This window comes from Mesorhizobium sp. BH1-1-5 (assembly GCF_020165615.1).
In the GTDB taxonomy this organism is placed as follows: Bacteria; Pseudomonadota; Alphaproteobacteria; order Rhizobiales; family Rhizobiaceae; genus Mesorhizobium.
This window is the reverse complement of record NZ_JAIUIM010000007.1, coordinates 232,189-245,831: the sequence shown is the minus strand read 5'-3', so window position 1 is coordinate 245,831 and position 13,643 is coordinate 232,189. Positions and strand designations below refer to the sequence as shown.

The window sequence follows — 13,643 nt, the reverse complement described above, 5'->3', positions numbered from 1 at the left end:
GCCCGGAAGCCCTGAAACGAACAAGTCTCGGACCGAAAAGTGCATGGCGCTTTTCGGGTGAATCCGGTACTTCAGTGTAAGGCGCGGGTATAGCTCAGTGGTAGAGCAGCAGCCTTCCAAGCTGAATATGCGGGTTCGATTCCCGCTACCCGCTCCAGATTTCCTCCTCACACGCTCCAAAGAAAACGCCGCGCGCCGTGGCGCGCAGCGCATTCCGTTTCATCCAGCCGCTTAGCTGTTGAAGGCCGAAGCGACCTGATGGTTTTGCGGCACCTGGCCGTTCGGCGTCAGCTTGTCGACGATGCCGGGCAGCGCCGTAGAGAGCTGCTGCAGCAATTCCTGCTCATTCATGCCGGTGCGCTGGGCGATCTCGCGGATCACCGCTGGCCCGAGCGCCGAACCGAGATCATTGGCGTTGATCTGCTGGTTCTGACCGGTGCCGACCCAGGAGTCGGCGACGTTGCCATGGCCAGCATCCTTCAGCTTGCCGAGCAGGCCGCCGAGGCCGCCGAGCAGGCCGCCATCGGCCGACGCGTCGGTTCCCGCAGGCGTCGGCGCCGGCGCTTGCGGCACGGCCGCTTCCTCGCTCCTGCCGCTCAGCATCTTGCCGACCAAAAGCGCGCCGAGCGCGATCATCAGGGGTTTGGTGATGTTGCCGCCCGGAACGGCGTTGTCGAAAAGGCCCATAATGGATCTCCTTATCCAGCCAAGTCCACCCGACGCCAGCATGGCGCAAACGAATGGAATTTCAAGCTGTCTTGAGCTTTTGACAATCATATGAAAATGATTGGGGCGGCGGGGAAATTTGGAGGGAATTATGGGCATCATCAGCTGGATCATTCTCGGCATCGTCGCTGGCTTCATCGGCAGCAAGATCGTCAACAAGACCGGCCAGGGCATGATCATGGACATCGTGCTCGGCATCGTCGGCGCCATCGTCGGCGGCGTGATCTTCAGCGCCTTCGGCGCGCAGGGCGTCACCGGCCTCAACATCTGGAGCCTGATCGTTGCCGTCATCGGCTCGGTCGTCGTGCTGTGGGCCTATCACCAGATTTCCGGCAAGCGCACGCTTTAGAAGCGTAGAAAGCCGGACCTGGGGGGCTTAGGGTCGACCCGTTCGGGTCGGCCTACGCTGGATTTATGCCGTCAGGCGACCATCGCCAGCCGGCGCTTTCGTTCGTCTAGCGAGACGATCGCCAGGCCGCTGGCCATCACCAAAAGGATGCCGCAGACGGCGAGCGCGTTGGGAAACTGCCCGAAGACCAGCAGGCCCGAGATGACCGCCCAGACGGTGAAGCAGTAATAGAAGGGCGCGACCGCGCTTGTCGGTCCGACCCGGTAGGCCATGAAGATGAAGAAATGGCCGAAGATCAGGAACAGGCCCGCTCCGGCGATCAGCAGCAGGTGGTGGCCTTGGGGCATTACCCATTGCTCGGAGACAAGATGCGCCGCGCCTGAGCCGACCAGCACCACCACGACCGCAGAGATGGCGACGATCATGCCTGGCACCTCGGCGCCCACCTTGCGGCCGGCAAGGTCGCGCACCGCCGCGAAGGCGGCGTTGCCGAGCGCCAGCAGCGCATAGACCGAAATGCCCTGCATGGTCGGCTGCGCCACCATGAGCGCCCCGACAAAGCCAAGGCCGATCAGCGCCATGCGCGTGGCGCCGATCTTTTCGCCGAACAGCATCGAGGACCCGACCAGCACGATGAGCGGCGTCACCTGCCCGAGCGCGGTGGAATCCGCGATCTGCATATTGGCCAAGGCGACGACATAGCAGAGGATCGCCAGGAGCTCGAACAGGTTGCGGCGCAGCACCTTGCGCTCGAAGAGCAACGGAACCTGCCTGGCATAGCCCAGCATCAGAAGCAGCGGCACACCCCACAGCATCGCGGCAGCACCGCGCAGCAAGAGCACTTCATAAGGCGGCAGCCCGGTGGTCGCTAGCTTCATCATCGTGTCGTTGACGAGGTAGGCCCCCGTCGAGACGATCATGAACAGCGGACCACGGATATTGGATGGAATGAACTGCATCCGCCGACCAAATCAGAGCGGCGTCGCGGCGGCAATGGGCCAGCCCGGAGGCTTTGATTTTACGCTCGGCACCCCTATATCCCCGCCATATCCCCCTGAAATCGACCGTTGGTCCGGGTCGAGCGGGAATCCGCTCAGCCACAAGGCACTTGTGTTTTTCGGCCGTTGTCGCTAATCGCCCCGCATTCGACTGAACTGAAGGTCAAGGCCGTCCAAGGAAAGAGACTATGGCAAAAGGTAAATTCGAGCGCACCAAGCCGCATGTAAACATTGGCACGATCGGTCACGTCGATCATGGCAAGACGTCGCTGACGGCGGCGATCACGAAGTATTTTGGCGAATACAAGCGCTATGACCAGATCGACGCGGCGCCCGAAGAGAAGGCGCGCGGCATCACGATCTCGACGGCGCATGTCGAGTATGAGACGGCCAACCGTCACTATGCTCACGTCGACTGCCCCGGCCACGCCGACTATGTGAAGAACATGATCACCGGTGCGGCGCAGATGGACGGCGCGATCCTGGTTGTTTCGGCCGCCGACGGCCCGATGCCGCAGACCCGCGAGCACATCCTGCTTGCCCGCCAGGTCGGCGTGCCTTCGATCGTGGTGTTCCTGAACAAGGTCGACCAGGTCGACGACGCCGAGCTGCTCGAGCTGGTCGAGCTCGAGGTTCGCGAGCTTCTGTCGAAGAACGAGTTCCCCGGCGACGACATTCCGATCGTCAAGGGCTCGGCGCTGGCTGCGTTGGAAGATTCCAACAAGACCATCGGCGAGGACGCCATCCGCGAGCTGATGGCTCAGGTCGACGCCTACATCCCGACGCCGGTGCGTCCGCTCGACAAGCCGTTCCTGATGCCGATCGAGGACGTGTTCTCGATCTCGGGCCGCGGCACGGTCGTGACCGGCCGCGTCGAGCGCGGCATCGTCAAGGTTGGCGAGGAGTTGGAAATCGTCGGCATCCGTCCGACCACCAAGACGACCTGCACGGGCGTCGAGATGTTCCGCAAGCTGCTCGACCAGGGTCAGGCCGGCGACAACATCGGCGCGCTGCTGCGCGGCGTCGACCGTGAGGGTGTGGAGCGCGGCCAGGTTTTGGCCAAGCCGGGCACGGTGAAGCCGCACAAGAAGTTCGTGGCCGAAGCCTACATCCTGACCAAGGACGAAGGCGGCCGTCACACGCCGTTCTTCACCAACTACCGTCCGCAGTTCTACTTCCGCACGACGGACGTGACGGGCATCGTGACGCTGCCGGCCGGCACCGAGATGGTGATGCCCGGCGACAACATCACCGTCGACGTCGAGCTGATCGTGCCGATCGCGATGGAAGAGAAGCTGCGCTTCGCCATCCGTGAAGGCGGCCGCACCGTCGGTGCCGGCATCGTCGTCACCATCAAGGAATAATCGACCCGGCACTTGCCGGTTCGACAAGGAAAGGGCGGTCTTCGGGCCGCCCTTTTGCTTGGAAACAGTATCGCGCCGGCCTCTTCAATTCTGTTGCAAGCACCGTCACCGCAACTAGTATGGGTTGTACCGAGGGACTTGCCAGACGTGGTTTCCACATTTCGTTCAAAGACCATGCGGTGCTGGCGCGGACTGCTCCGACTGGGGTTGGCCACCGCCATGGCGCTGGCTGCTTTCGGCGCCACCGCGAAGGAAGACCCGCCGGATTACGGTCCGACGATGCGCTTCGTCGTCGTGCGCTCCAGCGCGCCGGGTTGCGAGCCGAACTGTCCGGAATGGATTTCGGCCGAAGGCACTATCGACGCCGGCACGCCGGCGCTGCTGAGACGCCTCCTGAAGACGCTCGGCGGGCGGCAACTGCCGATCGTCGTCAATTCTCCTGGCGGCAATGTCGATGCCTCGCTCCAGCTTGGCCGCATAGTCCGCAAGAACAAGCTCGATATCGCGGTCGGCATCACCGAATTTTCCGGCTGTTCGCCGGGAATGAAGAATTGCCGGGACAATGACGGCAAGAGCCAGCCCTATTCCGGTGTAGCTCATGACGGTGGCTCGATGTGCAATTCGGCCTGCCCGCTGATGTTTGCCGGCGGCATCCGCCGCGTCGTCGGCGAATGGGCCTATCTCGGCGTCCACCAGATCACCACCACCTACCGGCGCGAGAAGCTGCTCTACCGCACGACCTATCGGATCGTGAACGGCAAGAAGAAGATCATCAGCACCAGGATTGTCAGCCGCAAGAATGCGGGCAGCTACAAGACATATGAGATGAGCAAGGCGGTCGAGAAGCGGTTGTCGGCCTATCTGAGGGAGATGGGCGTCGAACAGGGCGTGCTCGGCGTGATGAAGGCGACGCCTGCCAGCGACATCAGGCAGATCGAGCCCGAGGACATGCTGGAGATGAAGCTCGTCACCAGCCTCGATTCGCTCGACTTGCTGACCGAAGGGACCATCTGCCAGCGCCATCCGGCGCCGGAGAATTGTCGCGAGGTTCTCACGAACGGCGCCCCGGCCGCCGTCGCGGCAGTTGAGATCAAGCCGGCCTCTCCTCAACCTGTGGCGCCTTCGCAGAGCCGGGACGAGGAAATGCGCTTCGCCCTGGTTCGCGGCAGCAATCCGCTCTGCAATCCGGACTGCCCGGAATGGATTTCGGCCGAAGGCGTCGTCGCCGCCGCTACGCCCGGCAAACTGCGTCAGCTGCTTGACGATGCCGGCGGGCGCAGGCTGCCGGTGGTCGTCAATTCGCCCGGCGGCGACGTGCAGGCCGCGCTCGCCGCCGGGCGCCTTATCCGCGAGCGCAAGCTCGACGTGGCTGTCGCTCGGACGGATTTCCTCGATTGTGATCCCGGCGCCGTCGGTTGTTCGGCCAAGGACGACCTCCATACCGGCCTTACAGTGGATGCTGGCGGCGAGTGCGGCTCTGCCTGCGTCGTGATGATCGCGGGCGGCGTCAGGCGCCTCGTCGGCTCGACCGCGCATGTCAGCCTGCACTCCCTGGGGATGGGCGACAAGGTCAAGGCCTATTTCGACGAGATGGCAATCGGCCCAGCGCTTTTCGCGGCCATGCAGGCGGTGCTCTATGCGAGCCATAGGGAGCTCAGCCAGAGCGAGGTGCGGGATTTCGGACTGACGACAGGGCCGCAATCGGCGGACGCGCTGACCGGCGCCACAATTTGCAGATCCGCGCCCAGGCCCGACAATTGCCGGGTTCTTCCAGCCGCCGATGCCGAGGCGAAGGCGCCGGCGAAGCTGTAGAGCAATTCCAGGAAAAGTTGTTACGGTTTTCCGTCCGGAATTGCGTAAACAAGGAGATAGCGCGCCCTGGCCATCGAGGCAGGTTGAGCAGGGCAGGGCGCTACCCCTATCTTGCTCGGGCTGTATGCACGTGGAGGAGCGGCGATGAGCAGGGACATCCCGACTTTGTACGAATGGGCCGGAGGCAGCGAGGCGCTGAACCGGCTGACCCGGACCTTCTATGACAAAGTGGCGGCGGATCCGGTCGTGGGGCCGGTGTTCAGACACATGTCGCCGGATCACCCGGCGCATGTCGCCGCCTTCATCGGCGAAGTCTTCGGCGGCCCGAAGACCTACAGCGAGAAGCATGGCGGCCATCGCGAAATGGTGATGCATCACCTTGGCAAGCACCTGACCGAGGAACAGCGCCGTCGCTGGATCAATCTCCTCGCCGATGCGGCGGACGAGATCGGCCTTCCCGACGATCCCGAGTTCCGCTCCGCCTTCATGGGCTATGTCGAATGGGGATCGCGGCTGGCGAAGATGAATTCGAATCTCGGCGAAACCTGCGATCCCGAGACCGAGCCGATGCCGGCCTGGGGCTGGGGCGTCCCGGGCGGACCGTACAAGCCGCCGGCCGGAAAATCGTAAGCGCGGGCCTGCGCGGTCGATTGCCGGCAGCTCCGCAATTCAGATTTCTGGCAAAGCTTCCAAAACGGCATCGCAGTGCTCTTTACAGAGTGCCCGGAAGCTTTTAGGAAGCGCCTGCGCCGAACAAGCGCATGCACGGGCATAGCTCAGTTGGTAGAGCGGCGGTCTCCAAAACCGCAGGTCGTAGGTTCGAGCCCTGCTGCCCGTGCCATTTCCCAAGGGAAATCAGGCATTTAGAGATCGTCTTGCTTGGCAAGGACGCCTCAAGCCGCCTTACACATCTCTTGCACAAACTTGAACGCGCGCAGGAAGTGCCTGGCGATAGCGGAAGAACATTCGATTCTCGAAGGCAAGGTCCACGTCCATAGGCGTAACGACAGCCCGATTTGGCCCTGTTCGAGGTATGTCGAAGCCAAGAACCGCCGGGTCACCATCAAGGAAGAAGTCTTGCCAGGCCAAGGATTGGGCCGGGGATTGGCATTTCGACCTGAATGACGAGGGCCGGCCACGGCGATCGCCAATCCGCTCGACCGTATTTGATGGCTATCGAGCAGCATTGCCGCACGTACGCGCTGCAGTTGAGGCGAGAGAATGCGTTTGGGGAGAGGACCGCTCAATTTACAACCAAAGGTAACCTTGATCTATTCGAATACAGCGCATGGCAATGATTCGAGCGGTCATTGACTCGGGCTTTGCCGGGTGCGTCGCACTTCTATGGTGAAGCGGGGCTTGGCGGGGAGCGGCGCAGGGGATGAGATGCACGGCAAAGGACGGCGCCAACACGGTCAGCTTCCGCCGATCCTTGTTTTTGACCACGGCAATCATCACACTCGTCACCGCGATTGCCGGCATGCGGCCGGCGTCCGCGCAGTCGGTGTCAGGCACCGGTGATCTATCGCCGGACGCAAGCACCATTCAAACGCCGGATTGGACGGTCGGGGCCGATCTCGTTGTCGGTAATATCGCCACAGGCACGCTGGACATCCAGAATGGCGGCGCGGTCACCAATGACACTGGCTTTATCGGCTATGGTGCCCAAGGGACGGTCACCGTCTCGGGCACCGACGGTGGCGGCAATGCCTCGACCTGGACCAATAACGGTGACCTCGTTGTCGGTCAGGATGGCAACGGCACGCTCAATATCGGAAATGGCGGCCAGGTGAGCAATGCTGACGGTTATATCGGCGTCGCGGCCGCCACCCAAAGCGATGTCACTGTCTAGGGCCACGACGGTAGCGGTCACGCCTCGACGTGGACCAATACAGGCACGCTTTATGTCGGCGACAACGGCAAGGCCTCACTCGCTATCCAGGATGGCGGGATCGTGAACAGTGCATTGGTCGTCATCGGCAACAATAGCGATGGCAATGGCACCGGCACTGGCATGGTTGCGGTCACGGGTCGCGACATTGACCAACGTGCCTCGACCCTAAACATTACCAACCAGATTTATGTTGGTAGTGGCGGCATAGGCAACAAGCTCGACATCCTGGATGGCGGGCTGGTGAACAGTGGACAGGCTTCTATCGGCTACGGGAGCGGTAGCGAAGGCACGGCCACCGTCTCGGGTCGCGACATCAACGGCAATGCCTCGGCCTGGAACGCCGCCAACAATATTTACGTGGGTTTCTCCGGCAGCGGTACACTCAACGTCGCGGACGGCGCCGCGGTGGCCACGAGTGCAACTGGAGGCGGCGCTGCCTCTGTCTATATCGGCTACACGAACGGCGGCACGGGCACTGTCAATGTCTCGAGCAGCACGGGCAGCGTCTCAAGCTTGACCGCGACCGACCGCATCGATGTCGGCTACGATGGCGACGGCACGATGACCGTTGGAAAAGGTGGCTTCGTAAGCGTCGGTACCGATGTTCATATAGCCAACGGCAGCACAGCCACTGGAACGCTCCATCTCGACGGCGACGCCACCGGACGCGGCGTTGTCGAAACCGGCTCCGTGATCAATGGAGCCGGCGCCACCGCTATACTCGACCTCAACGGCGGCATTCTGCGTGCGAACCGGGATGAAGCCGATTTCCTGAACGGCTTCACTGCACTGAGTGTGGCAGCCGGAGGAGCCTGGTTCGATACCAACGGGCACGACATCGGCATCGGCACGGATTTTTCCGGTTCGTCGAACTTCAACAAGCTCGGCCTCGGTCAACTGACGCTGACCGGGGACAGTTCCGGCTTTACCGGCGCATCGACCGTGTCGGCCGGCACGCTGGCCGTGAACGGCGTGCTGGGCGGCAACATGCTGGTCGACACCGGCGGACGGCTCGTCGGCACGGGCGGCGTGGGCAATGTCGTCAATACTGGCGTCGTCGCGCCGGGCTATGGCAATGCCATGGGCACGCTCACCGCCCAGGGCGATTATGTCAGCACTGGCGGACGCCTCGAAATCGCGACCGTTCTGGGCGACGACAGCTCGCAGACCAGCCGCCTTGCGGTCAACGGCACGACTTCAGGCGTTACGCATGTCAGCATCATCAACCGTGGCGGCCCTGGCGCGCCGACGGTGGAAGGCATCAAGATCGTCGACGTGACGGGTGCGTCCAACGGTGCTTTCGTGCTCGACAGCAACTATGTCTTCCAGGGCGCACCGGCGGTGATAGCCGGCGCTTATGCCTATCGCCTCTATCAGGGCGGCGTCTCTACTCCCTTGGATGGCGACTGGTATCTGCGTTCCTCCCTGGGCGGTCCCGGCGCGCCGCTCTATCAGCCCGGCGTGCCGGTTTACGAGGCCTATGGCTCCAATCTGCAGTCGCTCAACACTCTCCCGACGCTGCAGCAACGTGTCGGCAACCGTGTCTGGGGCCCCGGCGCCAATGGCGACGGCAATGGAATTTGGGGCCGAGCGGAAGGCATCCACGGGCGCTTCAACAGTGCCGCGGTGTCGGCGACTGGTTTGGATCAGGACATCGATACCTGGAAGATACAGGCGGGTGTCGATCGGGTGCTTGTCGATAGCGACACGAGCGGGCGTCTGGTGGCGGGCGTCAACGTCTCCTATGGCGAGGCCAACAGCCGGATCAACTCGGCGTTCGGCAACGGTACACTGAAGACCGACGGCTACGGCCTTGGCGCGACTTTGACCTGGTATGGTGTCACGGGCTTCTATGTCGATGGTCAGGCGCAGCTCAACCGCTATGGCAGCGACCTCAATTCCGAACTTCTCGGCTCGCTCACCCACGACAATGGCGGCAGCGGCGAGGCGTTCAGCATCGAAGCGGGCAAGCGGATTTTGTTCGGCGAGCACGTTGGCATCACGCCGCAATTCCAGATCGTCTATTCCAATGTGCGGTTCGATCACTTCGTTGATCCGTCGGGTGCCGACGTGGCCGCCGGCAGGAACGACAGCCTGAAAACGCGCTGGGGCGTCGCGCTCGATCATCAGGGCGCCTGGGAAGGTGGCCGCAGCCACATCTACGGAATCGCCAATGTCAGCTATGAATGGCTCGATGGCACGCGCACTCTGGTCGCGGGGACACCCATCATCAATGCCGACGACCGGCTGTGGGGCGAACTCGGCCTCGGTGCGAGCGTAAGCTGGCGCAAGGATCTCACCTTCTATGGCGAGCTCTCCGGCAACACACCGTTCCGTAATTTTGGCAACAGCTACATCCTCAAGTCCAATTTCGGTCTCCGAACGCAATTCTGACCGCAAGGGCGGTATCTCATCGTCGCCATGGCGCAACGAGATGCGGCAAAGGCTAATCTGGCTCCAAAACCGCAGGTCGTAGGTTCGAGCCCTGCTGCCCGTGCCATCTCCCGAAAGTGGCCGATCGAAGCCTTCGCGGTTGAATATTGGCGGGTGGCTTGCCATATAGCGTGAATTGGGGCATAAGCCCCGTATAGCCGGGACGGGACGACTGGATGGTTCCGAGGCGGCGTTAGAACATAAAGCGGACGCTTGCCACTTGCGTGGATTGAGAATCGGTTTTATGTAGACGGAACAGACACGCGACGCGTGGAGCTGGGAAGCCGGCTTTACGCGTCTGATTTGCGTGGGTGCAATGGTGGTGCTGATTCGGCGCCCCACAGAGCCCAGGCGGCACGTCCCGGCCAGCGGGATCATCCAGGAGGCCCGGCCAACGGGTCTTGAAAACAGGCGGCACATGGCTTCGAAAACCACCAATCCCTTCACCTTTCTGCAGCAGGTTCGCGCGGAGACGGCCAAGGTGACATGGCCTTCGCGGCGTGAAACCATGATCTCGACGGTGATGGTGCTCGTGTTCGCGATCATCGCGATGCTCTTTTTCTTCACCGCCGACATAGCCATGGGCTATGCGATCGAGTGGATTCTGGGCCTCGGGCATTAATTCGGCGATTACGGAGAGGTCGTGAAATGACTGCGCGCTGGTATATCGTCCACGCCTATTCGAACTTCGAGAAGAAGGTCGCCGAGGATATCGAGAACAAGGCCAAGCAGAAGGGCCTGTCCGGCGAGATCGAGCAGATCGTGGTGCCGACCGAGAAGGTCGTCGAGATCCGCCGCGGTCGCAAGGTCGATGCCGAGCGCAAGTTCTTCCCGGGCTATGTGCTCTTGAAGGCCAATCTGACCGATGCCGTGTTCTCGCTGGTCAAGAACACGCCGAAGGTCACCGGCTTCCTGGGTGACTCCAAGCCCGTGCCGATAACCGAGGCCGAGGCGCAGCGCATCCTGAGCCAGGTCCAGGAAGGCGTCGAGCGGCCGAAGCCGTCGGTCACCTTCGAGATCGGCGAGGCGATCCGCGTTTCGGACGGTCCGTTCGCGTCGTTCAACGGCGTCGTCCAGGAGGTGGACGAGGAGCGTGCCCGCCTCAAGGTGGAAGTTTCGATCTTCGGGCGCGCCGTGCCGGTCGATCTGGAATTCGGACAGGTCGAAAAGGGCTGATCCGTACACCCGCGCCGAGAGGCGTCGGGGCGGTTGCCAAAAGCGCCGCATGAACGGGTGGGAGGCGAAGGCGGCATAGCCGGCCGTCGGAACCGCACCACCAGACTGCAACCGCCGCGCTCTCCGCTTAAAGGGGCCGGCATGAGAAAAGGCAGGAATAGAGATGGCTAAGAAAGTTGCAGGCCAGCTCAAGCTCCAGGTTGCCGCGGGCTCGGCTACGCCGTCGCCCCCGATCGGCCCGGCGCTTGGTCAGCGCGGCATCAACATCATGGAATTCTGCAAGGCGTTCAACGCGCAGACCCAGGAGCTCGAGAAGGGATCGCCGATCCCGGTCGTCATCACCTACTACCAGGACAAGTCGTTCACCTTCGTCATGAAGACGCCGCCGGTGAGCTACTTCCTGAAGAAGGCAGCCAACCTGAAGTCGGGCTCCAAGGAGCCGGGCAAGACCAAGGTCGGCACGATCAGCCGCGACAAGGTGCGCGCGATCGCCGAGCAGAAGATGAAGGACCTGAACGCAAACGACGTCGAAGCGGCCATGCGCATGGTCGAGGGCTCCGCCCGCTCGATGGGCCTGGAAGTGGTGGGCTGAGATCATGGCAAAGATTGCAAAGCGTGTTGCCAAGAGCCGCGAAGGCATCGATCCGAACAAGGCTTACGCCCTCAATGAGGCGCTGCAGCTGCTCAAGGATCGGTCCAAGGTGAAATTCGACGAGACCGTCGAGATATCGATGAATCTCGGCGTCGATCCGCGCCATGCCGACCAGATGGTCCGCGGCGTGGTCAACCTGCCGAACGGCACCGGCCGCTCCGTGCGTGTCGCCGTGTTCGCCCGGGGCGACAAGGCCGAGGAAGCCAAGGCCGCCGGCGCCGATATCGTCGGCGCCGAGGACCTGGTCGACATCGTCCAGAAGGGCACGATCGATTTCGATCGCTGCATCGCCACCCCGGACATGATGCCGCTGGTCGGTCGTCTGGGTAAGGTGCTCGGCCCGCGCGGCATGATGCCGAACCCGAAGGTCGGCACCGTGACCACCGATGTGGCCGCGGCCGTCAAGGCTTCGAAGGGCGGCGCCGTCGAGTTCCGCGTCGAGAAGGCCGGAATCGTCCAAGCCGGCGTCGGCAAGGTCTCGTTCGACGTCAAGGCGCTGGAAGAGAATGTCCGCGCCTTCGCCGATGCGGTGACCAAGGCCAAGCCCGCGGGCGCCAAGGGCAACTACGTCAAGAAGGTGTCCGTCACCTCGACGATGGGCCCCGGCCTCAAGCTCGATATCGCGACGCTCGCCGCGTCGTAATTGTCGTCTGGCCGGCTTCGGGCCGGTCGTTGGAGCATGATCATGCTCCAGCAAAGAAGAATTCCGGACCGCCGATCCGTCGGCGGCCCGGTACCCCGGAAGCCGAAAGGCTTCCGGATATCCTGTCCGAGATTGCAGGCGGCCCAACAGCCTTAATTCATGTGGGCCTGCATGAGACGGGTGAAGACCCGACAAAGGAGCCAAAAGCTCCAATGAAAGGTTCGAACCGTGTTTGCCTTTTGTCAGCATGCCCGCCGGTAAGTCCGTCGGGTGTGGCGAAAAGGGGGCAGGATCCTCGAGCGCCGTTCGGGAGATCCAGGATTTGGATGGCCCGGCCGGCAAAAGGCAACCCGACTTCTGACCTCGAAAATGAGGCAGGGGTCAACTGGAGATAGGCAGTGGACAGAGCGGAAAAGCGCGAACTCGTCACGGGCCTGAATGATGCGTTCTCGAACGCGGGTTCAGTCGTCGTGGCCCACTACGCCGGTATCACCGTGGCGCAAATGAACGACCTTCGGTCGAAGATGCGCGCTGCCGGCGGCACCGTCAAAGTCGCGAAGAACCGTCTCGCCAAGATCGCTCTTCAGGGCACGGACTCCGCATCGATCATCGACCTGTTCAAGGGACAGACGCTGGTCGCTTATTCGGAGGATCCGGTTGCGGCGCCGAAGGTCACGTCCGATTTCGCCAAGGGGAATGACAAGTTGATCATTCTCGGCGGCGCGATGGGCTCGACCTCGCTCAACGCCGACGGTGTGAAGGCTCTCGCCACACTTCCGTCGCTCGACGAGCTGCGCGCCAGGCTGGTTGGCATGATCGCCACGCCGGCAACCCGGATCGCCCAGATCGTCAATGCGCCCGCGGCTTCGGTCGCGCGTGTCATCGGCGCTTACGCCCGGAAGGACGAGGCGGCATGAGGCCGTTCCTCGCTGTCAACAACACACGTTCGAACCAAGTAAAGGAATACAACAATGGCTGATCTGGCAAAGATCGTAGACGACCTTTCGAAGCTGACCGTCCTCGAGGCGGCTGAGCTGTCGAAGCTCCTGGAAGAGAAGTGGGGCGTTTCGGCTGCTGCTCCGGTGGCGGTTGCCGCTGCTGGCGGCGCTGGTGCCGCTGCCGCTGCTCCGGCTGAAGAGAAGACGGAATTCGACGTCGTTCTCGCCGACGCCGGCGCCCAGAAGATCAACGTCATCAAGGAAGTCCGCGCCATCACCGGCCTTGGCCTCAAGGAAGCCAAGGACCTGGTCGAAGCGGCTCCGAAGCCGGTCAAGGAAGCCGTTTCCAAGGCCGACGCCGACAAGTTCAAGGCTCAGCTGGAAGCAGCTGGCGCCAAGGTCGAGCTGAAGTAAGGCGTATCAAGCGGCGGGCGGCCTCGCGCCGTCCGCCACTCCCTTGCCGTGCAGGGGAGAACGCGTAGCGCGAGAACAGACGAGAACCTCTTTCCTGAGGGCCGCGATCCGGCCCTCAGGAAACGGGTTTTCTCCCGTTTCAGCCGGCCGCCGCCAAGCAATTGGCAAGGGAGGCCGGAGAACAGACAGAGAGCCGCCGCCCAGGTGGCTCGGCATGCAAGGCGAACCACGGCGAGGTTCGCCC

14 protein-coding genes, 2 tRNA genes and 1 pseudogene are annotated in these 13,643 nt (G+C 62.6%); 15 read left to right on the top strand and 2 right to left on the bottom strand.

Annotated features, from left to right (window positions below; genetic code table 11):
* Positions 1–83: 83 nt before the first annotated feature.
* Positions 84–157 (top strand) — tRNA-Gly (locus LB572_RS12255).
* A 74-nt stretch (positions 158–231) separates the two neighbouring features.
* Here LB572_RS12255 and LB572_RS12250 read toward each other — a convergent pair.
* Positions 232–687, bottom strand: coding sequence for a YidB family protein (locus tag LB572_RS12250; RefSeq protein WP_224667868.1), 456 nt, complete (start codon positions 685–687; stop codon positions 232–234).
* A gap of 130 nt (positions 688–817) precedes the next feature.
* Here LB572_RS12250 and LB572_RS12245 point away from each other — a divergent pair, with 130 nt between their 5' ends.
* Positions 818–1,075, top strand: coding sequence for a GlsB/YeaQ/YmgE family stress response membrane protein (locus tag LB572_RS12245; RefSeq protein WP_140802989.1), 258 nt, complete (start codon positions 818–820; stop codon positions 1,073–1,075).
* Between the two features lie 71 nt (positions 1,076–1,146).
* Here the strand turns inward: LB572_RS12245 and LB572_RS12240 are convergent, their stop codons facing one another.
* Entirely contained in the window at positions 1,147–2,034 is an 888-nt protein-coding gene (locus tag LB572_RS12240; protein ID WP_140802990.1) for a DMT family transporter, read from the bottom strand.
* Positions 2,035–2,261: 227 nt separating this feature from the next.
* On the opposite strand from LB572_RS12240, the gene tuf reads away from it, so the two are divergent.
* From tuf to rplL, 13 genes and pseudogenes are all read left to right on the top strand, one after another.
* Complete coding sequence (gene tuf, locus LB572_RS12235) at positions 2,262–3,437, top strand: elongation factor Tu (protein WP_140646975.1); 1,176 nt, start codon at positions 2,262–2,264, stop codon at positions 3,435–3,437.
* 219 nt (positions 3,438–3,656) lie between these two features.
* On the top strand, positions 3,657–5,249 hold the full coding sequence (locus LB572_RS12230; RefSeq protein WP_224667867.1) for a hypothetical protein: 1,593 nt from the start codon (positions 3,657–3,659) through the stop codon (positions 5,247–5,249).
* A gap of 144 nt (positions 5,250–5,393) precedes the next feature.
* Entirely contained in the window at positions 5,394–5,879 is a 486-nt protein-coding gene (locus LB572_RS12225) for a group II truncated hemoglobin (protein WP_140807960.1), read from the top strand.
* Positions 5,880–6,014: 135 nt separating this feature from the next.
* A tRNA-Trp gene (locus tag LB572_RS12220) sits at positions 6,015–6,090 on the top strand.
* Between the two features lie 597 nt (positions 6,091–6,687).
* On the top strand, positions 6,688–7,101 hold the full coding sequence (locus tag LB572_RS12215; RefSeq protein WP_224667866.1) for a hypothetical protein: 414 nt from the start codon (positions 6,688–6,690) through the stop codon (positions 7,099–7,101).
* A gap of 24 nt (positions 7,102–7,125) precedes the next feature.
* Positions 7,126–7,200 (top strand): annotated as a pseudogene (locus tag LB572_RS34705) (hypothetical protein); the annotation flags it as partial.
* A 3-nt stretch (positions 7,201–7,203) separates the two neighbouring features.
* Complete coding sequence (locus LB572_RS12205) at positions 7,204–9,537, top strand: autotransporter outer membrane beta-barrel domain-containing protein (RefSeq protein ID WP_318014035.1); 2,334 nt, start codon at positions 7,204–7,206, stop codon at positions 9,535–9,537.
* A 457-nt stretch (positions 9,538–9,994) separates the two neighbouring features.
* A complete protein-coding gene (secE, locus tag LB572_RS12200; protein ID WP_140807982.1) occupies positions 9,995–10,198 on the top strand; it encodes a preprotein translocase subunit SecE in 204 nt (67 codons plus the stop codon).
* Positions 10,199–10,224: 26 nt separating this feature from the next.
* Entirely contained in the window at positions 10,225–10,752 is a 528-nt protein-coding gene (nusG, locus tag LB572_RS12195; protein ID WP_224667865.1) for a transcription termination/antitermination protein NusG, read from the top strand.
* A 163-nt stretch (positions 10,753–10,915) separates the two neighbouring features.
* Positions 10,916–11,344, top strand: a complete 429-nt coding sequence (gene rplK / locus LB572_RS12190) for a 50S ribosomal protein L11 (protein ID WP_042642146.1) — start codon at positions 10,916–10,918, stop codon at positions 11,342–11,344.
* Between the two features lie 4 nt (positions 11,345–11,348).
* Positions 11,349–12,047 (top strand): 50S ribosomal protein L1, encoded by a 699-nt coding sequence (rplA, locus tag LB572_RS12185; RefSeq protein WP_095765523.1) that lies wholly within the window; start codon positions 11,349–11,351, stop codon positions 12,045–12,047.
* Positions 12,048–12,445: 398 nt separating this feature from the next.
* Positions 12,446–12,964 (top strand): 50S ribosomal protein L10, encoded by a 519-nt coding sequence (rplJ, locus tag LB572_RS12180; protein WP_140807966.1) that lies wholly within the window; start codon positions 12,446–12,448, stop codon positions 12,962–12,964.
* 54 nt (positions 12,965–13,018) lie between these two features.
* Positions 13,019–13,399: a 50S ribosomal protein L7/L12 gene (gene rplL / locus LB572_RS12175; RefSeq protein ID WP_140678344.1), complete on the top strand. Its 381-nt coding sequence runs from the start codon at positions 13,019–13,021 to the stop codon at positions 13,397–13,399.
* The last annotated feature ends 244 nt before the right edge of the window (positions 13,400–13,643 follow it).